The 23870-nt window shown below is 60.9% G+C and carries 26 protein-coding genes and 1 pseudogene; 7 read left to right on the top strand and 20 right to left on the bottom strand.

All coding sequences use genetic code 11. The annotated features are described in order from the left end of the window. Positions 1-180: 180 nt before the first annotated feature. From BKG76_RS00220 to BKG76_RS00205, 6 genes and pseudogenes are all read right to left on the bottom strand, one after another. Positions 181-984, bottom strand: a complete 804-nt coding sequence (locus BKG76_RS00220; protein WP_083337853.1) for a nucleotidyl transferase AbiEii/AbiGii toxin family protein — start codon at positions 982-984, stop codon at positions 181-183. Between the two features lie 1035 nt (positions 985-2019). Beyond that, positions 2020-2173 (bottom strand): annotated as a pseudogene (locus BKG76_RS24085) (translation initiation factor IF-2 N-terminal domain-containing protein); the annotation flags it as partial. A gap of 172 nt (positions 2174-2345) precedes the next feature. Beyond that, positions 2346-2555 (bottom strand): hypothetical protein, encoded by a 210-nt coding sequence (locus BKG76_RS24970; protein ID WP_131815768.1) that lies wholly within the window; start codon positions 2553-2555, stop codon positions 2346-2348. 10 nt (positions 2556-2565) lie between these two features. Further along, the gene (locus tag BKG76_RS00215) at positions 2566-2892 is read right to left on the bottom strand and encodes a DUF4333 domain-containing protein (protein ID WP_070934996.1); all 327 of its coding nucleotides are present in this window, start codon (positions 2890-2892) and stop codon (positions 2566-2568) included. Positions 2893-3102: 210 nt separating this feature from the next. Continuing rightward, complete coding sequence (locus BKG76_RS00210) at positions 3103-3753, bottom strand: HEAT repeat domain-containing protein (RefSeq protein WP_070934994.1); 651 nt, start codon at positions 3751-3753, stop codon at positions 3103-3105. Between the two features lie 316 nt (positions 3754-4069). Further along, the gene (locus BKG76_RS00205) at positions 4070-4381 is read right to left on the bottom strand and encodes a hypothetical protein (protein ID WP_070934892.1); all 312 of its coding nucleotides are present in this window, start codon (positions 4379-4381) and stop codon (positions 4070-4072) included. Between the two features lie 477 nt (positions 4382-4858). On the opposite strand from BKG76_RS00205, the gene BKG76_RS25060 reads away from it, so the two are divergent. Beyond that, positions 4859-5911, top strand: coding sequence for a hypothetical protein (locus tag BKG76_RS25060; RefSeq protein WP_070934891.1), 1053 nt, complete (start codon positions 4859-4861; stop codon positions 5909-5911). A gap of 104 nt (positions 5912-6015) precedes the next feature. On the opposite strand, the gene BKG76_RS00195 is transcribed toward BKG76_RS25060, so the two are convergent. From BKG76_RS00195 to BKG76_RS00145, 11 genes are all read right to left on the bottom strand, one after another. Next, a complete protein-coding gene (locus tag BKG76_RS00195; RefSeq protein WP_131815767.1) occupies positions 6016-7161 on the bottom strand; it encodes a hypothetical protein in 1146 nt (381 codons plus the stop codon). 4 nt (positions 7162-7165) lie between these two features. Beyond that, a complete protein-coding gene (locus BKG76_RS00190) occupies positions 7166-8275 on the bottom strand; it encodes a hypothetical protein (protein ID WP_070934887.1) in 1110 nt (369 codons plus the stop codon). 198 nt (positions 8276-8473) lie between these two features. Further along, positions 8474-9079, bottom strand: coding sequence for a hypothetical protein (locus tag BKG76_RS00185; protein WP_236737497.1), 606 nt, complete (start codon positions 9077-9079; stop codon positions 8474-8476). Positions 9080-9906: 827 nt separating this feature from the next. Continuing rightward, positions 9907-10224 carry a hypothetical protein gene (locus tag BKG76_RS00180; protein WP_070934885.1) on the bottom strand — a complete coding sequence of 106 codons (318 nt, stop codon included), beginning with the start codon at positions 10222-10224 and terminating at the stop codon, positions 9907-9909. A 68-nt stretch (positions 10225-10292) separates the two neighbouring features. Then, positions 10293-10835 (bottom strand): hypothetical protein, encoded by a 543-nt coding sequence (locus BKG76_RS00175; protein ID WP_131815766.1) that lies wholly within the window; start codon positions 10833-10835, stop codon positions 10293-10295. Positions 10836-11155: 320 nt separating this feature from the next. Then, complete coding sequence (locus BKG76_RS25235) at positions 11156-11422, bottom strand: DUF3558 domain-containing protein (protein WP_236737496.1); 267 nt, start codon at positions 11420-11422, stop codon at positions 11156-11158. A gap of 591 nt (positions 11423-12013) precedes the next feature. Continuing rightward, positions 12014-12394 carry a hypothetical protein gene (locus BKG76_RS00165; RefSeq protein ID WP_070934989.1) on the bottom strand — a complete coding sequence of 127 codons (381 nt, stop codon included), beginning with the start codon at positions 12392-12394 and terminating at the stop codon, positions 12014-12016. 146 nt (positions 12395-12540) lie between these two features. Then, the gene (locus BKG76_RS00160; protein WP_070934879.1) at positions 12541-13059 is read right to left on the bottom strand and encodes a hypothetical protein; all 519 of its coding nucleotides are present in this window, start codon (positions 13057-13059) and stop codon (positions 12541-12543) included. 66 nt (positions 13060-13125) lie between these two features. Beyond that, positions 13126-13611 (bottom strand): hypothetical protein, encoded by a 486-nt coding sequence (locus BKG76_RS00155; protein ID WP_131815765.1) that lies wholly within the window; start codon positions 13609-13611, stop codon positions 13126-13128. After that, the gene (locus BKG76_RS00150; RefSeq protein ID WP_131815764.1) at positions 13589-14662 is read right to left on the bottom strand and encodes a DUF3558 domain-containing protein; all 1074 of its coding nucleotides are present in this window, start codon (positions 14660-14662) and stop codon (positions 13589-13591) included. Before BKG76_RS00150 ends, BKG76_RS00155 begins: the two co-directional genes overlap by 23 nt. A gap of 41 nt (positions 14663-14703) precedes the next feature. Then, positions 14704-15729: a hypothetical protein gene (locus BKG76_RS00145; protein ID WP_070934874.1), complete on the bottom strand. Its 1026-nt coding sequence runs from the start codon at positions 15727-15729 to the stop codon at positions 14704-14706. Positions 15730-15888: 159 nt separating this feature from the next. On the opposite strand from BKG76_RS00145, the gene BKG76_RS00140 reads away from it, so the two are divergent. The 4 genes from BKG76_RS00140 (at position 15889) to BKG76_RS00125 (ending at position 19007) form a co-directional block, all read left to right on the top strand. After that, complete coding sequence (locus BKG76_RS00140; RefSeq protein WP_131815763.1) at positions 15889-16569, top strand: hypothetical protein; 681 nt, start codon at positions 15889-15891, stop codon at positions 16567-16569. Then, a complete protein-coding gene (locus BKG76_RS00135) occupies positions 16566-17864 on the top strand; it encodes a hypothetical protein (RefSeq protein WP_131815762.1) in 1299 nt (432 codons plus the stop codon). Before BKG76_RS00140 ends, BKG76_RS00135 begins: the two co-directional genes overlap by 4 nt. A 315-nt stretch (positions 17865-18179) precedes the next feature. Continuing rightward, the gene (locus tag BKG76_RS00130; RefSeq protein ID WP_070934867.1) at positions 18180-18362 is read left to right on the top strand and encodes an antitoxin VbhA family protein; all 183 of its coding nucleotides are present in this window, start codon (positions 18180-18182) and stop codon (positions 18360-18362) included. A 3-nt stretch (positions 18363-18365) separates the two neighbouring features. Then, positions 18366-19007: a Fic/DOC family protein gene (locus BKG76_RS00125; RefSeq protein WP_070934865.1), complete on the top strand. Its 642-nt coding sequence runs from the start codon at positions 18366-18368 to the stop codon at positions 19005-19007. Positions 19008-19138: 131 nt separating this feature from the next. Here the strand turns inward: BKG76_RS00125 and BKG76_RS00120 are convergent, their stop codons facing one another. Further along, complete coding sequence (locus BKG76_RS00120) at positions 19139-19921, bottom strand: hypothetical protein (RefSeq protein ID WP_070934863.1); 783 nt, start codon at positions 19919-19921, stop codon at positions 19139-19141. Positions 19922-20273: 352 nt separating this feature from the next. Between BKG76_RS00120 and BKG76_RS25055 the strand changes: the two genes are divergently transcribed. Together BKG76_RS25055 and BKG76_RS00115 are read left to right on the top strand one after the other, a co-directional pair. After that, positions 20274-20447: a hypothetical protein gene (locus BKG76_RS25055; protein WP_165611470.1), complete on the top strand. Its 174-nt coding sequence runs from the start codon at positions 20274-20276 to the stop codon at positions 20445-20447. 238 nt (positions 20448-20685) lie between these two features. Next, a complete protein-coding gene (locus BKG76_RS00115; RefSeq protein WP_131815761.1) occupies positions 20686-21639 on the top strand; it encodes a hypothetical protein in 954 nt (317 codons plus the stop codon). A gap of 39 nt (positions 21640-21678) precedes the next feature. On the opposite strand, the gene BKG76_RS00110 is transcribed toward BKG76_RS00115, so the two are convergent. Together BKG76_RS00110 and BKG76_RS00105 are read right to left on the bottom strand one after the other, a co-directional pair. Further along, a complete protein-coding gene (locus BKG76_RS00110; protein ID WP_070934859.1) occupies positions 21679-22341 on the bottom strand; it encodes an NUDIX domain-containing protein in 663 nt (220 codons plus the stop codon). After that, complete coding sequence (locus BKG76_RS00105) at positions 22338-23861, bottom strand: nicotinate phosphoribosyltransferase (protein WP_070934857.1); 1524 nt, start codon at positions 23859-23861, stop codon at positions 22338-22340. The genes BKG76_RS00110 and BKG76_RS00105 overlap by 4 nt, the downstream gene beginning before the upstream one ends. Positions 23862-23870 lie beyond the last annotated feature (9 nt).

Here is a 23870-nt window from a genome sequence, read left to right as displayed (position 1 = left end):
AGACGCGATATCACAGGTTATCCACAGGCACTGGCGTTTGATCTTGTCGAGGCTCCACAACAAGACGCGCAGACCCCGGCTCACACCACACATCCACCCGGATTCAACAGCCAACCGATAGCTGTGCAGCTGGCGCACTCGGCTGTCCTCACCTCTGGGTGAAGACACAGGCTAGCGGCCTCAACGCGGACCCCAGCGTTTCGCAACCGGATTCCACACTCCTGCGGCTTTGCCATCGAGGATGGGACCTGCGAATACCGCCAGACGCTCGATCGCGGCCGCCGCGGTGCGCAGATTCTGTGGCACGGTGCTGATAGAGGCAGCCTGTTTGCGGTATCCGGCCGTCCAGGCATAGCTGGGTAGCGGCAGTTCAGGCGGGATCGTAATACTGCGGCGGCGCTGCTCGCGATCCAGCGCCGCCGTCGCGGCTAAGGCCTGCAGATCTGATGCGTTGGTGGAAATCACGATGAGGTCGACCAGATCACGAAAGCGTGAGGACGGCACCGCGGCGGCACCGTGAGTTTCGTACATGGCGCACAACTTGTCGGCGACCTGCTGAGCCAGGGAAACCGCAACAAACAGCGGAAGCTCAGCGACATCATCGACGCGCACCACTGGCTGCGGCCGCAACACCTCCACATCACCGATCACGCCAGGGCGGCGTGTGATGTCCACCGAAAATCGTTCCACCTCAGTAGCTCCGGCATACACCGCGATTTTCACACTCTGATGGTCGCCGACAATCGGACTCGTCGACGCGATTTCGAAACGGTACGGATCAGGGGCTGGCCGATGATCCAATCTCCCCGCCAGATCACGAACAGCGGCAGCCAGATCGACTGTGTGAATGAAGTCCACATCCATGCTGTGCCGCGCGCCCGGGATCCGCGTCAAGAGCGCGGTACCCCCGACTAGCACCCACCCTGAATCGGCGCGGCCAAATACTCGCGCCAGGAATCTCTGCGAAAGATATTGGCGGCGCATCTCATTGACAGGGCGCCCGCTGCGGCGGGCAGCCTCTTTGAGACGGTGCGACAGCGGCGTGAAACGCCGCAGGACTGCTATAAGCGCTCATGTTTGTTCAGATTCGCGTGGATGGGCCACTGGGTGAAGGCTGCCGAACATTCCAGTAACCTCGCGCAGTTCTTGCTGTGCGGCCAGCTGCTTTGCGACGTCGCCCAGAGCCTGGACAGTGCGGTAGTGCTGGCCTGCGGTATCGATGTTCTCCCGCACCGGGATGCTCGAGGATATCGCCTCCGGCCTGCACAAGGTCCAACTGTGTTCTGTCGGTGTCAATCGCCCGCGCGAGAGCCGTGAGCTGATCTACGGCGGTTGTATGCGGTGATTCTGGGTGCAGCCGACGATGAACGGTCGCGTATCTCCAGGCGAGGTACCCGTAATCCGGCCCGGCGGGATCAAAGTCCTGTAAATCGTTGACGCAGTCCCGATCTGCATTCTCGTTCAACACAGCTTCGGCGCGTGAGGCCACATCGAGGTTCACAGTCATCGTCGGCAGTCCGTTCGTCCTGGCGCGCGAAAGCGCCGGCTGCTTAACGGCGCCCGAGGCCTGTCTCGCTACAGGCCGTGGCCGCTTAACCGGCTGCCGCCCTTCATGTTTCTGGCGCTGAATTTGTTGACTGAGATTACGAAGCGCCACATAGTCCGCGGTGCGGCGTTTCCTGTCCATCGCGGCGTAATCGGTTCCGCGACGGCGTCTGTCGGCCATGATTACCTTCCGCACTGCCGCGCGCGTGACACCGTATACGTCAGCGTATTTCACGGCAATCTTGCTGAGGGCGCTGTCCAGGTCCGGCGCATTGACGTAGATCTGGCGGTAGCTTTCACAGATTTTGGCGGTCTGGTCTTGGGTGAGTTGTGGTCTCGGCGTAGCCTCGGTGTCGCGGCGGCGGGCTGTCGGCGCGGTCTTCGCGGGACGCTTAGGTGCAGCGTCGCGTCCGGCGTCCGCCAAGGTGGGTTGATCCTGTCCAGTTCGGGCAGAGTTGAGGTCCCGGTCGTTGCTGTAGGACTCCCGTACTCGGCGGGCGACGGGTGCTGTGATCGTTGATGACGCGGACTTCACGAACTCGCCTTGCTCGGTGAGCCGGGCCAGTATCTCCTTGCTTGTTACGTGAAGTTCCTTAGCGAGCTCATGTACCCGCGTTTTACCGGCCATCGACCCATTTTATGGTGTTTTAGCAGGCATTTGCCTGGTGTTCGGTCTTCGGGAACCCTAGGGACCAGGAGGTCGCGGTTTCGAATTGCGCCATCTCGAGCTATCACTGCAGATGCTATGCGGGAGAATGGATGTTAGCGGTTCCGGGGCACGTGGATCCCCGCGGAAACCCTCAGATCTCATTGACCACACCATCTAGAGGTCCGTCGCACTCGGAGCTTTGAAGCACGATGTTCTGTTTCTCCTTGGCGGCATCACGCAGTCCCTGCGCTAGCCGCTCCGCGGAGATCTGGTTGACCTTCTCCATGCCGGCGTTCGTATGACACCCGGTAAGTGAGATCGTCGCGGCCGCTACGCAGGCGATGCCACTGAGCTGGTTCAATCGAGGCTCCCTACGCAGGCCGACTTGTTGGTTTGTCGTCTACTGCGATGTCGAATTTGATGTGCTCGCCCTCGACCGTTGTCACCGTGACGGTCACTGCATAGAGCTGGCTCTGACTATCACTGATCCAGCATCGCTGTGTTGCACCCTTTTCCCCGCGGAGGGGGCCATCGCATTTCGAGGTGCTCGGCGCGGTCCCGGTCTGGGCGGTGAGGGCATCCGAGACACCGCTGGCCAGCTTCTCTTTCGAGATCGCGAGATCCTTTGCCGTTCCCACATTGAACGAGACGTGGCAGCTCGTGAGAGCGGCCATTGAGAGCAGGGCCGCGCTAATCATCAAGCTAGTCTTCATTTTCCACCAACATCAAAGGTCCCCCCGGAATCAAAACCAGCTCGGTCTTCACTCGATCATACTGTCGCGCCGCGGTCTGAACACGTGATCATCGGCATCAATCGCACACTGCGCAGTTGCCTTCCTGGGCACACACCGACATCGGCTGTGGCCCGACAGTCGTCCACTGCGCATACTCCGTGAAGTGTCGGATCGTCAGTCATCGGGAAGCCGCTCCATGGCGCGTCGTGCTGCCTTGCGAACTAGCGCACTGGGGTCCTCGACCAGTGGCGTAATGAGGTGGCGGACATTGGGCGCTTTCGATTGCACTAGCGCTTTAACAGCGAACGCGCGAGCAGGACCGTCCAGGTATCCGATGAGCAGCTGATGAGACGCGGGGGTCTTGACCTTGCCCAGGTACCCAACGATGGCAGAAATATGAGCCCCGGGCGGTAGCTGAGGGATGAGCGCCACGATTTTCGAGAACTCTTTGGGTCCGCAGATCAGTTTCAGGCCTGTCAGCGCCCAATCGATCTGCCGTGATGGCAATGGCGGCCGACGCTGGACCTGGCCGATAAGAAGCTCAATGACCTGCTGATTCCCGCGCGCTGCAGGGTCGATCAGATTACGAATCAGCCCGGAACGGATGATCGATCGATGTCCGTGATCCGGTTCGGGCCCCGGTATGCGTTCCTCTAGATGGGACAGCCAATCTATGAAGACAGGAATGGCTTGCGGAATCGTCGAAGGACCGTTGGCCAGGGCGTTCAATGTGTAAGCGCGCACGTCGACTTGTGCCAGATCCCGCATGATGCGTTCATCAAAACCACCTTGCCCGTGGACATATCGCGTTGGAATGTTCTCCATCCAGTCGTCATCCTGCGGCATGCCGATGTAGCCGATAGGTGTCATCAGGTTCCCTTCCCGCAGCCCGGCGCCTGCTGGTGGCGATTCCATTCTTGTTCATCGGTGGCGCGGTATCTGTTGATCGTCGCAAAGAATGATTCTCCGGGGGCCGGAAGGCTTCTGCACCGTTGTCATCTAATCGTCCAGTAGCGTTTTATGACAGGGTTTTTCGTTATCGCGTGGTCAGTCCGTAGGTCTGCAGAACATCGTTGAGGGCCGGGTTGTAGTCAGGTTCGCCGACAAGCTCCCCGCCATCAGCGGCCATGAGGTGCGGGGTCTAACCGCGAAGCCATACCGCCCAGCATTCCCAATCGCTGCCGTGTTTCGATCCGTATCGCACACCGGCGGCGTGGGTGTTGTTCTCGAGGCGGGCTCGAGCAAGCTGCTCGGCAAGGTTGGTGCTCACGTAGCGGTTCTCGCTGCGCAGATCTGCCACGGTGATGGTGGCGATGTTGCGTTCGACGAGATTCAGGGGAATGTGGCTGTTCAGGTAGGCGATCGTCTTGGAGTGTTCGGCGTCGATGAGCCAGCCCGCCGGCGGCAGGGTGATGGTGTAGAGGCGCATTTCGTACAGCCAGTAGATGTCCACAGCGCAAGGCGCAAGGCGCAAGCCGCAAGGCGCAAGCCGCAAGGCGCTTTCCGGCTTCCTGCCAATCTTGTGCAATCAAGTCATCCATCCTGGCGTCGACGTCGACGTCGGCGAACAGTTCCGAGGCCAGCAGGGGCGGCTGTGGTCTCTTCAGGGCTCCCAAGAGTTCGCCGTAGGCGGCCTCTTGGCGCGTTGCAGCGTAAATGGGTGCGCTCCCTATTCGAGTAACGGTATTCGACAGGTTCTGCTGGTGATTCGGGGCTGTTCAGGTTTGTGGCAATCCGGCTGTGCCCACCTGAATCGGCCGGCCCTGCATCCGTCAAGTTCGGTAATCTCGCACCCTGATCAAGTGAAACTGCCGAAGATGAAGGCCGTCATCGTGAGCGGCACCAAACCTGAACCAGGTGAACGCGTATCCGCAGCCCCGGCACCCACCCTCTGTGTTTGGATAGGTCAGTGGGGAGAAATATTGTTGGATTGGCCGTTGCCGCCGGTATCGTTTTGCTTCTCGGCGGATGTATCCAGACGGTGGTCGGCACCCCTGCGGTCGCACCCGAGCCGCCCAGGCCTCCGTCCTATCGCGAGAAGCTAACTGCGCAGATGAAGGCACACCTCAGTCATCTCGACGAACTACGGGGCATTGACCCGTGCAGCCTGATCGACCGGGATGCTGCTGCAGCTCTAGCACCGATCAGTTACGTGGGCACCGACCGAGACCCTTTGGAATGCGAAATCGACTTCGTCGTCCCGACGACGCCACCTAAGGAGGGATTCGGTGATCGCGACGAAGTCCCCGGTCACGTGTCGCAACTTCACGCGGGTAGCCGGGCTATCGACTCCTCCCCTGGCGATCAACTCGATCACCCCATACACGGCGGCGGCGGATGCCTATCATTCCTCGATACCGGCTACACCCAGCCTGATGGCTGGCACGAACTGCTCGAGTACAACATGACCATCAGCTCCGACTTCGGCGGCCATGAACGTCCCGGCTGCGAAGACCTAGACCCGGTCGTCGATGCTTCCCGTGGGAAATCCCGCAATCCCGGGACTCGCAGTTCATCGACCACACTGCCTCACGCCACGCTGATGACAATGGACCCCTGCGCTGCTGTGGATGTGCTTGGTACACAAACAGATATCGAACTTATCGATCACCCCGATCCTTTCCGGTGCGACTTTCGCAACCGCGGTGACACCGACAACGAGAGCAATACCGCACGAAGCATCCGTTTCACATACACCGAACTGAGCGTTGCCGAAGACGTCAAGAAATTCTCAAAGGATTACCGCCAGCTCCGCGGTGTCCCGGCCGACGTAAGCGCTGGCGCCGGATACGTCGGTCAATGGTTGTGCACTGTGACCGCTTACGTCGGTCTCAAAGAGCCGGGTGCTGGAAGTGATCCACTGAGCTCGGGAAAACAATGGGTCAGCGCCATATCGGTATTCGGCGGCGACACCCACCCTGACTGCCGCTCGGTAGTCGCCGTTACCGACGAAGCCATCCATCAATACCAACTAGCCCACTAGCTGTGCGGCGATAACGATGTGGGTCGAAGGGCCGAAGTCAACGGCTATGTCGCAGGCGCAGGACCGGCGGTCCTAGTGTTCCTCGAGGGATTGGAAGCCGAACTCTAGGGCCTTACGTGGCCGCCGCCGGACGTGTATCCCTCGACCGCTCGTAGGACGTAGCCCTCGCCGATGGTGTCGGCGCGGTAGAAGCTCTCGAACATGTCGGCGGCCTCCGCGGCTTCGAATACTTCGTGTGGGGCGATCGTCTCAACGCCGTGCGGCAGCACGATCTCCACGTTCTGTTCGGCGGCGCCGCCGTGTGGGTGGCCGACAACAGACCGCACCGACACCGCACCCATTTCCGCTCCGCCCGACTGACACAGCTCAATCACCATCGCCTCTGCGCTGCCGGCGGCCTGCAGGTACCGCAAATTCGAGAAATCCTCGGGCTGCCCGGAAGGGGGACGGACACTCACAACGATCCCCCACGCATCGGTGCCATCCATCTCGGCCAGCATCCGGCGCATGCTGCTCGGGTGGTGTTCCCGGCATAGTCCGATCGAGCTACTGGAACGCGATTCGTCGAGCACTTTGTAGTCATGAGTCGGGATCAGTGTGGTCTGGAACGCCGAGTACGCCTGCGGGCCTTTCGCATACGCCGCCAGGTACTTCAGCACATCCACGGTGGAGGACATCCCACCGCTTTGTCCGTCGGCAATCGCCTCATCGGCCACGCGCGCGGCATCTGCGCTACGGCCGGCGGCGATCAAAGCAGTGACCGAGCGCGTCAGGTCCTGGCCCGAAGCGATGCCATGGGCACGCTCACTCAACGCTGTCACGTAGTCGGCGGCGGTTGGATATGTGGCGATGAAATCGGCGCGCACGCGGTCGAAGTGATCTAGCACCGGTTCCCAGTCCGGTTCGCTGGCCGCCGTGATCTGCATTGACCCAGTGTCGATCCTCAGCGGTCTCACCGTGAAAGCGCCGTTGACGCGGCGGTTGATCCGCATCTGCGGTCCCATTTTCACGTCGGGAAGGAAAGCCTTCCAGAGGATCTCGTCGACCGCCAGCGGCTTGATGTTGATGGTCCAGGTGATCTGCAAACGATCGGTGTCCTTGTCCGGGTGGAACACCCGGGGGTAGAGCTCGGTGATGAACACGTCGTCGAGGACAAACCCGCTCGCGCTGAGGTATCGCATCCCGCGGCCGCGACAGGCAGGACGGAACGCTTCGGTCCATGCCTGTGGTATTGGATGTCGTTTGGCCATTTCGTCACCGTGACCAGTCGCGCAGTTTCCCTAGGCGCTCCTGGTCCAGGATCGTCCGTAGGTCCAGTCCGTACTTTTTGTAGTTGCGATAGGCGGCGTTGGCGAGCTTGGTGTCGACGGCTTTCTCGTCCGCCAGGAGTTTGTTGGTGTCGAGTCTTCCATCGGTGATGTAGTCGGCCAGATCAGGATCTGCGGCGACCTCAGGATGCGCGTTGATCAACCCTTGCAAGATCGCGACCTCTTCGGTGACGGTATTGTTCAGAATCAGCGGGGAGACAAGGTTTCTCATGTACTTCGCGCCTTCATCGCCGAGGTCGCTGGAAGGGTTACCCTTCTGTTTCTCAACAGCCTTGTTTAGGTCCGAATTGATTGCGTGGGCGTCGATGGTGTCGGTGAACGCGGGCACCTGATCAAGGATGGCTTGAGCGTTCTTTGCCAGTGTCTCTGTGGCATTGGGGTCGTGGGCATTTCGCCATCGCGCAGATTCCCGGCCGAACAGGTTCGAGTCCTCGGCTGCTTCGGCCATCACTTGCCCCAGCCGCCCGGTGACCTCCAATGAACTCGGCCAATCGCCGTATACCCCGTGCTGGCCGGCGTTCTCGGTGAGTGTGACGCACTGTGCTACCACGGAGGCGTTGGTGATGATCGCCGACTCATGATCCTGGTCGAGGATCGATAACAGATCACGCATGGAATCGGCATCGCGAAAGGGCCAGAGATCGGCTGTCGCGAAACCGGGGCCGTCTGCGCCTGCGAGCTGGGCGAGATGAGGAGCAAGGCCGCGGGCGATAGACCGCAACAGTTCCGGCTCGGCGGTTCCGAAGGTACCGAATCCCGGCAGCTGCTTCAGATGCGATGCGTACCGCACCATGTCGTGTGCTACCGCGTTCGCGGATCGATCGTCGTTGATGCTGCTCCAGTTGTCGCGCGCATACTGCAAGAGCTCCGACCGCGCATGGCGAACCCACACATAGCCGCCAGCTCCGGCCGCTAGCAGGACTGCGAGCACAAGCGAGCCCACCACGCGGAACCGACGAGACTTCCAACGACTGCCTGCCGGCTCCGATTCGGCTTCGGTTGTCTGGTCGGTCTTAGCTTCGTCGACGTCACTCATTCCGCATTACCGCCAAGCCAAACGGAATCCAGTGGCGGGATTCTGAGTGAATTTCCTCTGGTGCGCCACGCTCTCTTGTCAGGACCGCCCGTACGCGCCTCGAGATCGACCTTCAGCTTGTCTTCAGACAAGATCTACACCCCCCTGGTAGCTAGACATTGCGGACTGTACACCGACAGAAGCGTTTATCGTGCGACTTCAATTCGCCCAGGTGGACTGTGAGATCACTCCTGGATTGTGTCGCGCCAGGCTATCGTCCCGCAACTCTCCCGGAAAGCACGGAGAGATGACGGTCAATGACGGTGGATAGTTTGCAGGGTGGGCGATTTCGATTTGTAGCCGGTACCCGTCGTCGGCATAGGCAAAGCGGTTGGGTTTGTCGAATTGGCCCCGTTCGAACACCATTAATCCCCAGCTGCGCCAAACGTCGCCAACGTTCGCGATGATCTGGGTTGGGTCTACGTTCGTAGGTGCTAGGACATGGGTTGTCATGTCGTACTGGGTAGGCCCAGGACCCGGACCCGGGAAGTCGTCGTCGCATGAGAGGTTGCTTGCGCCCTGCGTGTCGGTGCTGTCGAGCGCTACGCCTTTGGGAAGGGCGTCGACTGTGCGCTGCAGGTACTTGAGCACGGTGTCCAATGCTTCTTGTTGGCTGGCAGGGATTTTCGGGTGTTTCGCGGTGAAGGTCGGTTCCATGGATGTTGCGGGGATAAGGGTCGCGCCGGAGGGTGTAGGAGGCCCCAATGGCTGATTCAGGCGATCCGTGGTGCAGGCCGAGGCATTGATCGTCAAGATGACCGCCATGGCCACTCCGAGACGTTTCACTCTCCGCGTTGTCATGGCGTGTAACTCGTTGACGTCACATTTGTGTGGCCATTGCCCACCCACTGCAAGGCCGCTCTCAGGATTGATCTCCGGCTCGTAGAGGAGATCCACGTTCGGGTCGAGGCTGCAGCCGCCTCACCACTCCACAGTGCACCGATTACAGTGTCGATCGAATCGGCTACAGCCGTGCATGTGCCGTCCCAACGTCGCGACTCATGCCCCAGTACCCAGCGAGCGCCCTCGCTTGGGCGGCAAGGATGCCGACAGCAAGTATCGCCGGCGCGGTGAACTGCCAGGCGATGAGCAGCACGCCCAGCCCCCAAGCTGTGATGTCTAAAAAGAAAGTCGAACGTAATCGCCTGTGGGCGTGGGTGTATCACTGGGCAATGTCAGCTGATAGATAAACATGACGGTTCCGGTAAGCACGCAGCATGAGAGAGCCACAGCGATAATGGACCACAACAGCCGCCGCGCAGACGGTTTACGAAACCGGCTCATCGCCTGGCCCCTCACGCTTAGCTGCGCTCGCCCCCATTCGGATTGTCGTCTTCGTCAACCGGCCACGGCGGGCGTGGTACCGCACGCTCTGCCTGCAATCCAGCATTCATCGACTCGGAATAACCAGTGCCGTGCGGGGATCTCCAGTTCGGAGATAGGTTGCGACCCTTATACATTACAAACAGCGCAACGCCGAAGACGAAAAGCCCGAGCAGCGTTAGTAGAGCAGACATGGCAACCAGGCTAGCGGCTGCCTCGAATCCCTGAGGATGGTTCAGCAACCGATGAGCCTCGACTGGCGCACGCGGTCAGATCATCCCGTTCAGTTGCAATGTCACCACCACGTGCAGGACGTGGCCAAGCCCAAGAAACAGCATCACCGCACCCGCGGCAATGAGCCAACCCCCGCCGGGCACCGCGACCGGCGGGCGATCATCGTCGAATCCCGCCGCCCCGCCTGGATCCAGCAGGCGTCGGTCGTCTTCGCGTTGCCAACGAGCGCGCGCGAGTCGGCGGCGAATACCGACAACGATCAGCGCGATCCCTCCGCCAGTGAATAGGACCGCGTAAATCGCAGCGGTGATCCAGGATGTGTCTTCACCCTCCGCGAGCACGTGCTCGACCATTACCCGTTCCCCTTCTAAGCGCTGCATCAAGTTCGTTCCGACGCCACCAATGTCATGAAGTAGCACAGCTAGAAGGTCCAACTACCGCTTTCCGACAGCACGAACCCGTGAGACTGAGGGGGTTGATCGGGCAATTTGGCATCTATCCTGCAGACCAGCAGATACCCAGGTGGTGCGCCGCACGCGTGGGTCCCGACCTCGTAGTTGGAGCCTATCCACAGCACATGACCGGGAGGCAGCGGCTGATAGAAGTGTTGCTGATCTGGTTTGGGCGGCATGTCTGGCGAGCTCATGATCTGTGAGTTGCCGGTGTGGTTAAGCATTTCCCAATACACCGACGCATAGTTTTCACCATTCGACACACCCGGAAGCCGACCCGCGCAGCTGCTGTGATTGGAGAACCGCGAGTAGCTCATCGAGCACCAAACATCTTGTCCGGCACGAAACGCATAGGTGTAGCTGCCGGGACCGAAGAAGTCGGCTTGCGATGCGCGGGGCAGCACACTCAGATCGGGGATTTCCGGGTCGCTTGCAGCTACCGGAGCACCGAGCAGCGCCGCGGCAACCAGCGTGATAGCGCCAAGGCATGCTTTCGCGATACTGGGCAACATGAACATGGACGATACTGCACACACATACGCTAGTGCTGCACAGCGAAGTACAGCTTTTTATGCATCACATCCAGCAGCCCTCAGCTATCGCATCAGAGATGCGATCCCGCACGTGACCAAAAGCGCGGTATTGCGATTGAGACAGACATTCAGCTACCCGCATTTGCAGCCCAACCCGGTATCCGAGTACTCGACGACCTCGCACTCGACACTGGGAGACCAGGTAGAGCTGAGCCGCGCAAGGCTGCTACACATACCGTGCTGTGTGATGGTCGCGTCAGACGAGCGGTGAGAATCCGAAGCAAATCCGACAGCAGAACTCAGGCGGGGAAGTACGGCAGGAACGCGTCGAGATGCGCACGAGCCGCGGTAAGGCAATCGGGGAAGTCACCGAACTTGCCGGACGCACTGTCGACCTTGACGCCGTAGGTCCCAAAGGGAGCCGCGATGTCGATGGCACACGTATCGGCGTTGCCCTGGAACAGGTAGAAGCTCCGCGCCGGCCGACCGTTGATAGTGAACTCCGACGAATCGGGGTATGTCTTTTTGTCCATATCGAGCGTGTAGTTCGAGGCAGCAACCGTCACCCCATACCTCGCTTGCGCGAGACAACCGCAGGTGTTGTTCTCGATATCGCCGTCACTGGAACGATCCGACCGCGGCGGGAGTCGATCGAGCTTCTGCTGCGCAATGACATTCGCCGGGATCTACTGGCAGGGGTCGTACGAGACCGCGGGTTGACGTAGAACACCGGATTGAGCTTCGTCCGTGGCGCGAGCCGGGGCTTCAGTCGGCGGATGACTGCGTTGTCTGCGGCCGGATCGGCGCTCGTGTTTGAGTTTCGGTGTTCCCTCGCCAGTTGGCGGGTATGACATTTGAGTTATAGCGGTTGTTGCCGCGCGGGCTGGTGCTTAGCCCAGTCCCAGACCGGGTCCTGCACTGGTAGCGGAATGTATTCGCCGCCTTCTTGTTAGGCGTATTGGCGTGCGGCGACGTCTTGGTCTGCGGTGTACACCCTTAAGGCTGCGGGGCGTCACGGTATCCGCACCATGGCGGTGACATCGACAGCTTTGATACCGCGCTGTTTGGGTATGTCACGAGCGGTGTGGATTGGGGGCTCACTCACGCCGGCGAGCATCTCAACGCGCACCGACATCACCTCGACACCGGCTAGCCGGTCAGGCGTCGGTGCCGTCGACGAACGCCGCGGCGGCGGCCATTACCTTGTTGAATTCGCCTTCCCGGATCGCCAGGTAGGGCGGGGTTTCGTCGAGGCGCGGGTTGGCGCCGAGGAACCAGGCGCGTGCGATGTCGTCGCCTTCGGCGGTGGCGATGGTGATCCAGGCGCGGTGTGCGACCTGCAGTCGGGTTAGGGCTGCCTCGCGGGGAGTGACTCCGCCGTCGACGGCCCACTTGTGCGGAAGACCGCGATCGCGGACGCCTGCGAGCGCGGCGACCACGGTGGAGCCGAGGTGCGCGATGAGCTGGCGTGCGAGTTCGGGTGTTGGCAGGCGAACCGTTTGGACGTGGTTAAGGATGGTCTCGTTTACCGCGGTCACGGTGGCCACCTCCTAGGGCTATCGGTGTCGTAGTTGGCCAGACACCGCAATTCTACGAGAATGCCACTAAAATGCAACACAGATTCGCCGGGAATGACTCTTGTCACCGTACACGATAGTGACGTTCCGGGACGCTGAATGCCTGGTTATGCCTGGTCAGAAGGCCCCGGGCCGGGACCGGTGTCGTCATCGCCCGCCCCCGGCGGCGACCTGAGTTGGCGCCAGGCTTTGCGCAGAAAGAAAACTGCAACGCTGCATGCCAGCCACAAGGCGAGCCAGTAGCCGGCGCGGGGCGCCCAGCTGTTCTGCACGGTGGCGGTCATCCACATAAGTCCGGCGATCAGAGAGAATGCCGCCACCAACAGCAGCTGCCCCTGCACTGTCTTCGTCCAGAAACCCAAGACATTCCCCCACGAGAACCGATCGCCTTGAGTCATGAGCTGGTAGCCGGCCACGATGATAGAAACCGCGACCATCTGGGTGAGTACCCCAAGAGCCACCAGTGGTCCTTGATCACGTAGTTCCGCCCCGGCACCTTGAAGGAGCAATGCCGTTGACCGTCCGAGGTTGACGGCGGCAAGAATCCCGAACACGACAATGATCAGACCGACTGCCCGGAATTTGCGGTGTTGGGCGCTCGGAACGGTTTTGTCAGGCTCGGACATCAACAACTCCCCTTTGCCGCATCGGTGTGAACTGGGCTACAACGGATTTCATCTTTTCTCCTTGCGTTACCGGAGTACCTGGGTGGACCCGACGTAGATCGTGCCGTCATCGAACACGACCACCGAACACGCCAATCGATTCTCCTCGCCCAACCCACTGACGAACGGAAGCTTCCCTTCCAGAGACACGCGCCCGCCGATCTGCCAGTTGGTGAGCACCGATGATCGCGGCTTTCCCAAACTGCCTGGGACACCGTAATTGTCGGCCGACAGCAGCTCGGGAGTGCCTGACATATCGGTGAACCGGGCACTTGCGGTTATCGCCGCTTGGTCAGAAGCGCTGAGGTCCGTGTACCGCAGGAGCTGGCTCACTTCTTTACCGATTGCGTCCTGGCACAGTGCAATAGCCGGCTCTTTTTGCAGGACGCGGTCATGTTCAGCGAGCGCATGGCTGTGCCATTTGATGGCGACAGCGACGAGAATCAGAGCCAGCGCGCCGATACAGGCCACGTAGCCTTTTATCCGCCTGTTACTTCGCTTCTTGGTATTCATGGACGACTTCATCGGCGATCTCGATAAGCTTTGCGCATTTCTTGTCCTTGTCATGACCCGATACCAGGATCGTGTTGGCCCACTGCGGTTTCGCGCTCAACTGGTCTGCATCGGCAGATGGCTTGTCGAGCAAGTAAGCTCTGACCTCGCAACTGATCACCCCGACATTCGGTTCGTGAGTCTCGAATTCTGCCGGCACACCGCGAATCTTGAACGGGTTCTGGAGATATTTGAGGTGGTTGGGCATGTCGGTCATATCTACATTCCAAAACGAGATCCCGACTCGGGTGTCATCGTCCTTGTCGCCACGTACACGGTAGTCGCAACTGAAAGGCCTTACAGTACTGAATATCTCAATGTCTTTCCCAGCGCCGAAAACATCAACAGCCGAACAGGGATCAAGAGTCAACAGCTTGGAACGCGCCAACCTGGACGAAGCACTGCGCGCGCCGGGGTTCTTGATGAGGCCACGAGAAGCCTCCACCACCTGATGTAGGTCTTCGCACCGCGAAATAGGTGGTGCCTCGAAACCTCCGCTGATCCCCAGCGAGTACATCAACAGCTCATTAGTTCCATCCGCATACACCAGGCCGGTGTCGACGAAAGAGTTGCAACCTTCGCCCCGCGCCGGCCGGTCAAGCTGGTCTCCGCCGCTGAAATCGATCGCCCGGGTACCAACTTCGAGGTGATCGACCAAGCCGGGCTGATCAATTGTGTCCGATGAGAAAACCGGTTTGGGATCCGGTATTTGGGGGATCACGTACTTGACGCGGCATACGGCGGGATCAGGGTCGGTGCCGACGTAAGAGATCGTGCCCAAGCGCGCGGCGGCGTCCAGGTCGATCAGAGTGCAGGGGTCGATCGCGCGGACCGCGTCGGTGCGGGCCAACACTGCCCGCGTCTGGGCGTCCTGGGCGTTCCTGTAGGAAGGGGGCCGCGGCGGCGCGGGCGCCGTCACCGCCGTTCCTGGCGTGACGGCGGTGCATCCGCTCACCAGCAGTGCCGCGCCGAGCGTAGCAACCCACATCCGCGAGATAGGTGTTGTCGGCATGATTCGTGCTCTTCCTGACAGTGTCGGTGGCTGTGCCGGTTTCATGATGTTTGATACAGGTGCACGAGTTGTTCTGCGAGAACGCGAATCGTGGGACAGCCCGGGGCTTGTTCGAGTCCTTGAATGACGATGGTGTCGACCCAGAGCTGAGCTGAGAGCGGGCCAGAGCCGTGGGCAGGATGATCGAGCCCCACGTACGCAAAACCCATGCAGTCCATCCCACCGCGCCCTTCGGCCCGAATCTCCACGGGCACCCCTGACACTGTCTTGAGCTCGGTGCCCTCGTATTGCTTCACCGGCACATCCTGCAGCTTCCAGTACCCGTATTGCAGGTAGCGGCGCCTCTTGGTGTCTTTGTCTGTGGCGAACTGGTAGTCGCAATTGAACGGATGGGAGGAGGTAAGGATGTTGAGGCGTTCGTCTCCGGTGACCGTGTCCAGGATCTGGCAGGAGTCCATGCCGACAAGTTTGGTGTGCGGCTGGAACAGCGAGTCTGCCCGCAGCTTGGGATGCGAAAGGTTCGACCGAGAGGCCTGCACCACCGGCTGTAATTCTTCGCAACCGGGTCGGGTCTGCCCCGATATCCCGATTTCGAACAAGATCAGCTCGGGCCCCCAGCTGTATTGGTAGCCCGAACGCAGCCCTTCGAAGCACCTGTCCTCCATGGGGCTGGCCTGCTCGCCCTTGGCGTCGTCGTCCGTGGTGATTCCCCCTACCGATATCTTTGCAACTAGTCCCGGAACGTAATCGAGGTCAGCCATCGAGTCCTGCGCGGTCGGCGTTTTCCTCGGCACGTCATAGACGATGTCGCACCACTCAGCCTTGGATTCGGTGCCGATGTATTTGATCTTGCCGAGCTTGGCCGCAGCATCAAGATTTATCAGCGAGCACGGATCTTGCAGTCGAAGCTGTTGCGCGCGGGCCCGGTCCTTGCGGACCGAATCATCGACTCGCTGCAGGTAAGGCGGTGGTTTCGGGGCAGCTTGGCCCTGCCCAGGCACGACCTGGACGCAACCAGCTACCACCGCTGCCGACAGCAACCACACAACCCACCGCACGATTCTCATACAGCCCCTCCCCCATTGCCATTCAGGAAAAACGTATCAGCGGTGAGGCGCCATGCAAATGCATTGGCCCCAGCACGCGATGCGATCTTCCAGCCGGCATCTATGAACACTGATTCGCGGTCTCCCGGATGCGGCGCTACTCGCGTATAGCCTGGCGTCATGTATGCGGAGGTGGCTTCAATGCAATGGCCGTCGGCCTGGCCACGTCATTCGGCCGCGGTCTGGACTATCAGAATCGTGTTCGGGCTGCTCCTGCTGGTCGTACTGGTCACTGTTGTGGTGGTGCCGATTGCATTCGACAGCTTCGGCAAGCTCGGCCTGGGCTTCACAACCGCAGCCCCTGTCTTCCTGCTGGTTCCCTCCCTTGTCATGCAGTTGATGATGTTGCGAACTCGGTTCAGGAAACTACCGCGAGCAATACGAGACGGCGGCAGCACAACTAAGCCGCTGTTCTTGCCGGACGTCAGCGAGATCGCAAGCGTTGCAACCATTGCGGCCATGGTTGTTGTATTCGTGCCCTACGTCTGCGCGCAGACTGTCCAGAGTGCCCATGCGGCCGAAGCCATTCCGGTGTTATGGGTGTTCTTGGCAATTGAGTGGGTATTGGTCGGCGCCTTGGCGCTTTCCGCTGTGTGGCTTGGCTGGAACTGGCGCACGGTCCGCCCCCGCTCGCGGACAGCCAGAAAGGGCAGCCGATATCCAAAGCGGCCCTTGATGATTTGTACGGCCGCCAGGGCGGCGGCGAACCGACGACGAATCCTGATGGCGGATCCAAGGACGCGGACAGAACCTCTGATGGCGCCAACACGTCAGGTAAGGACGACAAGAAAGTCGGCGTGAAGGCTGACGGTGTGCACACCACACTTCAGGGCCCGAACTCCAATCCTTACGGGGCGGAAAACACCAACCCAGCGTTGAACAATCCTCCTGCACCGCACGTGAATTCGCCCTCCCCTGCGGCTCCGACGGTGACGGCCGCGCCGTCGACGCCGGGGGCGCCGATTACTTCGTTGTCCTCTGACGAGTCCGGTGTGACCACGCCTGTCTCACACCAGCAGCAGCACCCGGTCACCGACACGAATGCACTTGGCGGTCACGGTCCGGGAACGCTCAGCTCAGGGGCAGGCGGACCCGGAGCGCAACCCCCACCTGTTCTCAACCCCTACGCCGCCAACGGCAGCGGACTGGGCCCGACTCCACTGCCACCGCAATCCGTTGCACCACTAGGTGGCAGCGGCGCTGGGCCAACCATTCCCCCAACCGCTGCGGCGGCCGCCGCAGCGCCGGTCATGGGTGTCACCTCGGTTCCCACGGCGGTTGAGAAACTCGCCAGCCGAGGTTCTGACACCTCATCCAAGGCCCGGCACGTGGACCGGCTCGCCGGACTAGCCACCGAGCACCTACTGGCCGAGATGAAACTGGCCACGATCGCAGAGTCGTTCGTCCAGGCCGGTTGGGCCGGAACCAATCTGGCGATCGCAGTACGCATGACCAAAGACGCCCGCGGCGCGCGATTGCGGTATGTACTGGCCACCGCCGACGGCCTGTCAGTGTTGCCGGCGGGCATCAAGATGCCGGCCGGCGTGGAGCTTCTCGGCCAGGAAGCATCCCTACAGTTTTTCTGGGAGCAGGCAGGTAACCGGCATGCCGGACAGAAACTCGCCGCGTTCGCGCAACAGAACCCCGCCGACGGCCAATTGGTCTATCTGGTGACTAATGACACCCGCAACACGGCAACACTTTCCGGCGACTTCGGCGCGACCGAATCAGTGCAGACCGATGCCGAGCGTAAGCGACTAGCCGAGACAGGCCGGATCCTGCCGGCCGAGCTCACCCGCAGCGAGCTACTGCCACCACGGATTCCCCCACAACAGGCCGCCGAGTTCGTCGACGAGTTCGGCAAGACTTGGGGCCTGGGCCGAATTGACAACGTTGTTCAATCCGCCAAAATCCGTTTGTGGGCCGCACGGTGGGACCGCCACCGTTCAGCAGACCCCAAATATCCTGCGCTACTTGCTACGTACCTGTACTGCGAAGCCCGCGACGCCCTCAACCGCGGGGATGCACTCGAAGCGGCGTACTCCATCGACACCGCGTTGGCCATCGAACCCCAACGAGCTACCACTCGCCTCTAAGAGTCGGGGCGGTGTTGCGGGATTGACAGACCGCGCGCCGCAGGGCCAACTCTGCGGCGGATTCAAGTCCGGTGATCGCGCAAAAATAACCCCCCCACGGCGAAACCGGTGTGCGGGTGGCCGAAGTGGGGGGATTTCACTCATTAATATACCACCGGTGAGTGATGCGCGCCCGAGTCCAACGGGGCAGACACAGACAGTGTGTTATCACTGGTCAGAAACGTATGAGCGATCGGACACACAGCCGAGTAGCCTGGCTTTGATGGCCGCTTTTCCTCTATCCTCGAAGTAGCCAAATCGAGGAGGTGTTGTGAAATGACCGAGTTGCAAAAGCAGCAGCGTCGGACCAAGACTGTGCGCGCCATTCAACGCAGCACCGAACTTGAGGGATCACGTAGCACCGCCGCGACCCGCGCAGACCAAGGTGAATACGCCCAAGGTCGCATCACTGTCGCCGAACTCGGAGAACGTGTCCGCCGCCGGTACAACCTGCAATAGCGGGTGCCACATCACGCCTGGGACACCGGCGACCTCGACCAGAACTGGCTCGGATATCTCATTCCCGGTACTACCGTCCTTCGCAACCGAGTCGGCGCCACCACGATGGAAGCACTCCGCGATGCCGAGAACGACCTGGTCGAGGTACGCCTGCTCGAACTCCGCGAACGGCCCACGCTAATCGGCGCCCGCACCTACGATCTGGCTCACATGAAGGCTATTCACCACCACCTGTTCCAAGACGTCTACGACTGGGCTGGTGAGCTTCGCACAGTCGGTATCGAGAAAGGCGGCGAATCGTTCTGCCCACCGGCCAACGTCAATCAGCCGATGGGCCATGTCGCAATGCGAATCCACGAACTCAATCGGCTAAAGGTGGTTACCGCCACAGATCTCGCTCATACAGTCGCATACCTGTACGACTACGTTAACTACGCGCATCCCTTCAGAGAGGGCAACGGGCGCACCACCCGCGAGTTCTTTGACCAACTCCTCGCCGAACGCGGCACTGGGCTGGATTGGGAACGAACGGACGACGTCGAGCTGCACGGTAGCTGTCACGCCGCTCGGGCCGAATCCGAGCTGCATGGCCTTACAGCGATGTTCGAGAAGATCATCGACAACAACCCGGCCTACTACTGGTAATCGACTGTGCCCGTTGACCGTACGGCCCATAGGCAGGGTGGGGAGCTCGCGACGTCGGTGTTGGTTGTTCGCATAGAGCGAATCAACTCACGCTGACTGAATTGCGTTTACTTGCAACTATTCTGGGCATTTCAGTGTGGCCATTTCAGCGGTCCGTAGTGTTGGAACGGAACGAACTGATCACCAGCTTCCTCTAGCGAGACGGTGGAGGCGCTTCCGTCATGGTGTGTCAGGAACACCGTGGCGTCCTCTACGCGGCTTACCCGGCACCAGTTGTCGACATCGATGCCGAGTTCGGGTGCACGATCGGGGTTAGCGACGAATTGTTGGCGTGTGACGTCGCGCCAGCGTTTCTTGGCGAACGCTTTACCGAAGTAGGTGGCGTCCGGCCATGGGTCATCCTCATCCCGCGGTCGATCGCCGCCTTCGAGCTCCTCGGCACTGAATGGGTGAAACCACTCCTTAAGCCGAGGGCGTATGTATTCATGGAATTCGCGGGACTCGTCTTTCGTGAGGCAGACACCCAAGGCGACATTTAGGGTGGCTGTCAACACCTTCAGAGCTGGACGGGTCATACCTTGCGCTTCGAAGGTGTTCGTGACCTTGTGGGCGTATACGCTGAAGAATCGGGCGGCCTGATCGGGGTCGCATCGCCACAGCCAGGCGAATACTCTGCCGATGTCGTCGCCGGCTTGGAAATACCCTGATTGTGCAGCGTCTTGGGCCAGCCAGTTGGCCGCTTCTTCTATCGCCGCGCCCATTAGGACATCCAGCTCGTTGCCTTGGATCACGAGAGCCTTCTCGGGAACGACGTGTGCGCAGATGCGGCCATCGCGGCTGACATGGGTCATGGCGCCATCGGCGGCCCTGTCCAGTACCTCGGTGAATGCCGCTCGTGCGGCCGACATGGTCATAACGCGTTGTTGGTTAACGAGCATAACTGAACCCTACCAGTCCCTACACACATATGTACAGAGCTCTGTACATATGTGTGTAGGGACTGGCTTCAGGACCGAATTCCCCTTCTGGCCTCGACACCGGCTGTAGCTGCCCACATTGCGCCAGCGGCGGACAGATCCCCGAGGATGGCACGTGCCGCAACGGCAGTTGATGCACTTCAACACCTCTACGCCCGCAAGCGCGCTATCACCGGCGCTCAAGCACTGCGCACCCACTTGTGGGCTCTCGACGGTGAGCGCGTCTTTGCGCGCAGTGCCTATTCGGGCTATATCGATGTCAATCGACCCCCTCCCAAGCCTCTCCGCGATGCTCAAATGGGAGGGGACCTTTTTCTTTCTGGAGTTCTCGTTGAAGCTGGGCCTGTCGTGGGAGCAGCAGGTCGACCTCATGATCCGCCGGGGGCAGTTCAGAACGCCCACGATGACCGCTAGGCGCAACGAGCGGTCCGCGAAGGGCTACACCTGCCCGCCCAGGGCGTGAGCGGCACCGATTCGACCCGCTGGGGAGGTGCGCGACGTCGACGGGGCTGGTCGGCCCCGAAGGCGCGTCGAGTGCGCCATGCGCTCCCCATGAGTAGTCGATGGCGAGACAATGCCCGAGCAGATTGGCCTGGTCGCCGTTTGCAAGAATGTTAGCTGTGTGGATGCGGCAGATAATTTGGCCTTGGTGGAGGCGGTTCCTGTTGCTTGGGGTGGTGCTCACACTGGTCGAAGTTCCGTTGTGGATGCTGCTGTTTGCGGACCGGCAGTTAGGGGTTTGGGCGGTGGCGGCGCAGGCGGTAGCGGTCGGGGTGGTGACCGCTGCGCTGATGACAGCGGCACAGGAGCCGTTTCATCGCTCGGTGCTGACGATCTGCGGTGACCTGAATCGGGCTCAACGTGCCGGCGCGCTCAACTCGCTCAGGGCTGCTCCACTGCCGGCTGATCCTGTGGTGCTGGTAGCGGGAATCCGTTTAGGCACACTGATGTTAGGGATGAGAAGGCAAACTCCACGGTGGGTAACACGTTTTCAATGGGTGATACCGATTGTGGCGCTCGTGCTCGCAGGTGTCTCTGTGGCCACCGCAGACATGCGCCGCGGTCTCCTCTACGCCCTGTTGGCGGTGGTGCTGGCCGTGACGCTGTGGTTCAGTGACCACACTGTGCGTCGCGTGGGCGCCCGTGTCGAGCTCTTGCGCACGCAGCTCGTTGAGGTAGCCGACGACTCTGTGGACGTCTCCGTCACGGTGCCGCCGCCGGTGGTTGGCCGCCGTATCTGGCTGGCGGGCGGCGCCGCAGGGCTGATCATCGGACTCGTTGCCGCAATGGCCGTCCTTCAGCGACCGCGGACCGACGAACAATGTCGTGTGGCTACTCGTATCGTGGACGACGTCCTTGCCCGTCAAGACCTGCTCCTTTGGAAGCTAGGGACTCCGCCGCAAGGCCCGACAGTCACGGACTACCAGAACCGGTCCGACCAACTCCACGGTCTGGCCGCGCAGGTCTCGCGAGCCGATCTGGCCCAACCGGCACAGCGCATTGCTGAGCTGTCCGGGAACGCCAGCGTTCTGATACACCAGACCCAAAATCCGGGAGCTGGCGTGCAGCCGAGCCTGAACGACGCCTACTTCGCTATCAGCAAGCAGATGCTCGAGGAGACCGGGAAGATACAAAACATCTGTTACCGGCATTGACCCAAAAGAGCGGCGTTGTTCACGCACACCGAAAGTGAATCAGACTGATTTGCAGGTGAATTGATAGACGTGGCCTGGGCGTCCGGTCGGTGTTGGTTTTCGTAGTTCCTCGGTTCGGAAGTACAGCGGTGAGCGGTCCAGGCGCTTGCGGGCCGCATCGCCGGTTGTCGGACCCGTCACACTCAGGAGTGCCCGTACCTGCGCGAGAGTGGTCTCGTCGCCAAGCATTGCGTGTGTGGTGTCCGGGTCGACCAGCAGGCGCTCCCCCAGCCGCCGGATCGCAGATGCCGCAATTGTCGTGTGCCCGAACGGCATTCCTGGAGGTATCTGCGCGAGGGGAACGGCGCAGGAAACAGCTGCAGGTACGCGGCCGACCACGATGATCGAGACGGTGTGACCGCGCTCGTCGCGGCCGGGGTCACTAACGACGTCCACCACAGCCACCCCGCTTGTCAGCTCAGTACCAGCCTTGTCGCGGATGATGCGCTGCGCGCACTGCTCGACGGTCTCGCCTTCCCAGGCGGCCAGAAGCCCACCGGGAAGAGTTATTTCACCCTTGTGTAGCGGCCCTGCTCGTTTGATCAGCACGATCTTCGGCTCTGGATCATCGGTGAGCGCAACGACATCCACGCTCAGCCACGTGCCGTGCACTGGATGGTCACCGGGTCGCACCTCCAGGTTCGATTCGGTCATCGATCTCATGGCTGCTCCCTCGCTGCGCCGCTGTAGCGTTCATATATTCCGGTTTCCCGCGTCAACGTTTCACGGATCTCAGTGAAGCTGTATTGCCGCAACAGCTTTCCGTCCTCGAACACCAGCTTCAGTTCGTTGTCGGCTTCCTGATCGGCATCGGCATGCTCGATCAGGTACGGCTCACCGCTCATCCACCGGCGCACCGCCAGTCGCCCCGTCGCCGACTTCTTGGACCCGTCATCGGTGACCGGGTCTTTGAGGATGTCGCGGCCGGTGCCGTTGACCTGTACCCACGTCGCCTTGACGGCCATCTTGAAGGTGTCGCGGGTCTGGTACTGGTAGGTGTAGGAGCCGAACCCGAAAACGACAGCGGTGGAGGCGTATCCCTGCGCCATGAGGTTCCGGGTGATCGCGTCGGCGCGGTCGTAGGTGATCGAGTCGCCGTAGATCGCACCGACATGGGGGGCCAGCTCGCGGTACCCCTTGACGTTGGTGACGGTGCCGAACGTCTCGGCCAACAGGTTGACCACACCCTTGCGCGCCGGGCTGCCTTCCGGCGCATCCGGATCCCCGCACAGGATTAGTTCGGGGTCACCGCTGTCGGGCCGAATCACCAGCTTTCCGTCGCGGGCGATGATCTGTTCCTTGCGCGCGGGCAGGTACTCGGTGAGCACCCACCACAGATCCCAGGTGTCGGAGACAACCGACAGGATTCCTTCCGGGTACAGGCTCAGCAGCCGATCGAAGGTCTGCAGCTCGCCGTCCTGTCCGCCGGCACACATCACGGAGTGTTCGGTGGCCGGAACCGAAGCGCCGATCAACGTGTCGCCGTTGCCGCGGTAGAACCGTTCGATGAACCGGATCGCAGGCAGCGAATCGGTGCCGGTGAAGCTGGTGAGGTGGCCGGCGCCCGAGGCCGCCGCGGCCGCGTCACCGGCCATCCCGCGGTAGGAGAAGTCGTGGCCCTGGAACTGCACCACGTTTTCATCGCCGGATTCAGATGCACGTTCGTCGAGCAGCTTACGGTTGTTCCAGGCGATGGTGGCGCTGGTGATCGGCTGCCACAGCTCGGCAGACAGCTGTGTCTCGAAGTAGTTGGTCAGCCAGAAAAACCGGGGATCGGTGTTCTCTACCGTCAGGTAGGGAACCCGCAGCGGAATCAGCGATCCTTCTCGCGCTGCCCGCACCTGAAGCGGCAGGTACCCCAATTCGTGTAGATCTCGGAAGTGCTGGACACCTATCGCGTTCGGCCCCAGCAGCGCTGTGACGAACTTGGTGTAGCCCTTCAGCACTGGTTCGAGCTCGTCGTCAGTCAGGTCGAAGAACACCTGCCAGTCCTCGACCAAGCGCTGCAGGTACGCCTGCAGCCCGAAGAAGACTGTGGCGTTGATGCCCGGCACTCGGGTGCCACGCGCGGTGAGATTGGAGTAGACGAACTCCGTGCCTTCCGGGTACTGGCGCCGGTGGTCGAGCTTGTAAGCGTCGGTGGCCAGCAGTGTGTCCAGTGCTTGGTTCTGGTTGTCATTCATGGTGTTTCC

This window comes from Mycobacteroides franklinii (assembly GCF_001853795.1).
Taxonomy (GTDB): domain Bacteria; phylum Actinomycetota; class Actinomycetes; order Mycobacteriales; family Mycobacteriaceae; genus Mycobacterium; species Mycobacterium franklinii.
Note: the sequence above shows the minus strand (reverse complement) of the source record. Positions and strands in the feature narration are given on the sequence as shown.

Bases quoted from the DNA above. Each gene is read 5' to 3' on its own strand.
- BKG76_RS00220 (WP_083337853.1), bottom strand. From the start codon at position 984: ATGCGCCGCCAATATCTTTCGCAGAGATTCCTGGCGCGAGTATTTGGC.
- BKG76_RS00215 (WP_070934996.1), bottom strand. From the start codon at position 2,892: ATGATTAGCGCGGCCCTGCTCTCAATGGCCGCTCTCACGAGCTGCCAC.
- BKG76_RS00210 (WP_070934994.1), bottom strand. From the start codon at position 3,753: ATGGAGAACATTCCAACGCGATATGTCCACGGGCAAGGTGGTTTTGAT.
- BKG76_RS00195 (WP_131815767.1), bottom strand. From the start codon at position 7,161: ATGGCCAAACGACATCCAATACCACAGGCATGGACCGAAGCGTTCCGT.
- BKG76_RS00190 (WP_070934887.1), bottom strand. From the start codon at position 8,275: ATGAGTGACGTCGACGAAGCTAAGACCGACCAGACAACCGAAGCCGAA.
- BKG76_RS00185 (WP_236737497.1), bottom strand. From the start codon at position 9,079: ATGGCGGTCATCTTGACGATCAATGCCTCGGCCTGCACCACGGATCGC.
- BKG76_RS00180 (WP_070934885.1), bottom strand. From the start codon at position 10,224: ATGGTCGAGCACGTGCTCGCGGAGGGTGAAGACACATCCTGGATCACC.
- BKG76_RS00175 (WP_131815766.1), bottom strand. From the start codon at position 10,835: ATGTTGCCCAGTATCGCGAAAGCATGCCTTGGCGCTATCACGCTGGTT.
- BKG76_RS00160 (WP_070934879.1), bottom strand. From the start codon at position 13,059: ATGTCCGAGCCTGACAAAACCGTTCCGAGCGCCCAACACCGCAAATTC.
- BKG76_RS00155 (WP_131815765.1), bottom strand. From the start codon at position 13,611: ATGAATACCAAGAAGCGAAGTAACAGGCGGATAAAAGGCTACGTGGCC.
- BKG76_RS00150 (WP_131815764.1), bottom strand. From the start codon at position 14,662: ATGCCGACAACACCTATCTCGCGGATGTGGGTTGCTACGCTCGGCGCG.
- BKG76_RS00145 (WP_070934874.1), bottom strand. From the start codon at position 15,729: ATGAGAATCGTGCGGTGGGTTGTGTGGTTGCTGTCGGCAGCGGTGGTA.
- BKG76_RS00140 (WP_131815763.1), top strand. From the start codon at position 15,889: ATGTATGCGGAGGTGGCTTCAATGCAATGGCCGTCGGCCTGGCCACGT.
- BKG76_RS00130 (WP_070934867.1), top strand. From the start codon at position 18,180: ATGACCGAGTTGCAAAAGCAGCAGCGTCGGACCAAGACTGTGCGCGCC.
- BKG76_RS00120 (WP_070934863.1), bottom strand. From the start codon at position 19,921: ATGACCATGTCGGCCGCACGAGCGGCATTCACCGAGGTACTGGACAGG.
- BKG76_RS25055 (WP_165611470.1), top strand. From the start codon at position 20,274: ATGCTCAAATGGGAGGGGACCTTTTTCTTTCTGGAGTTCTCGTTGAAG.
- BKG76_RS00110 (WP_070934859.1), bottom strand. From the start codon at position 22,341: ATGAGATCGATGACCGAATCGAACCTGGAGGTGCGACCCGGTGACCAT.
- BKG76_RS00105 (WP_070934857.1), bottom strand. From the start codon at position 23,861: ATGAATGACAACCAGAACCAAGCACTGGACACACTGCTGGCCACCGAC.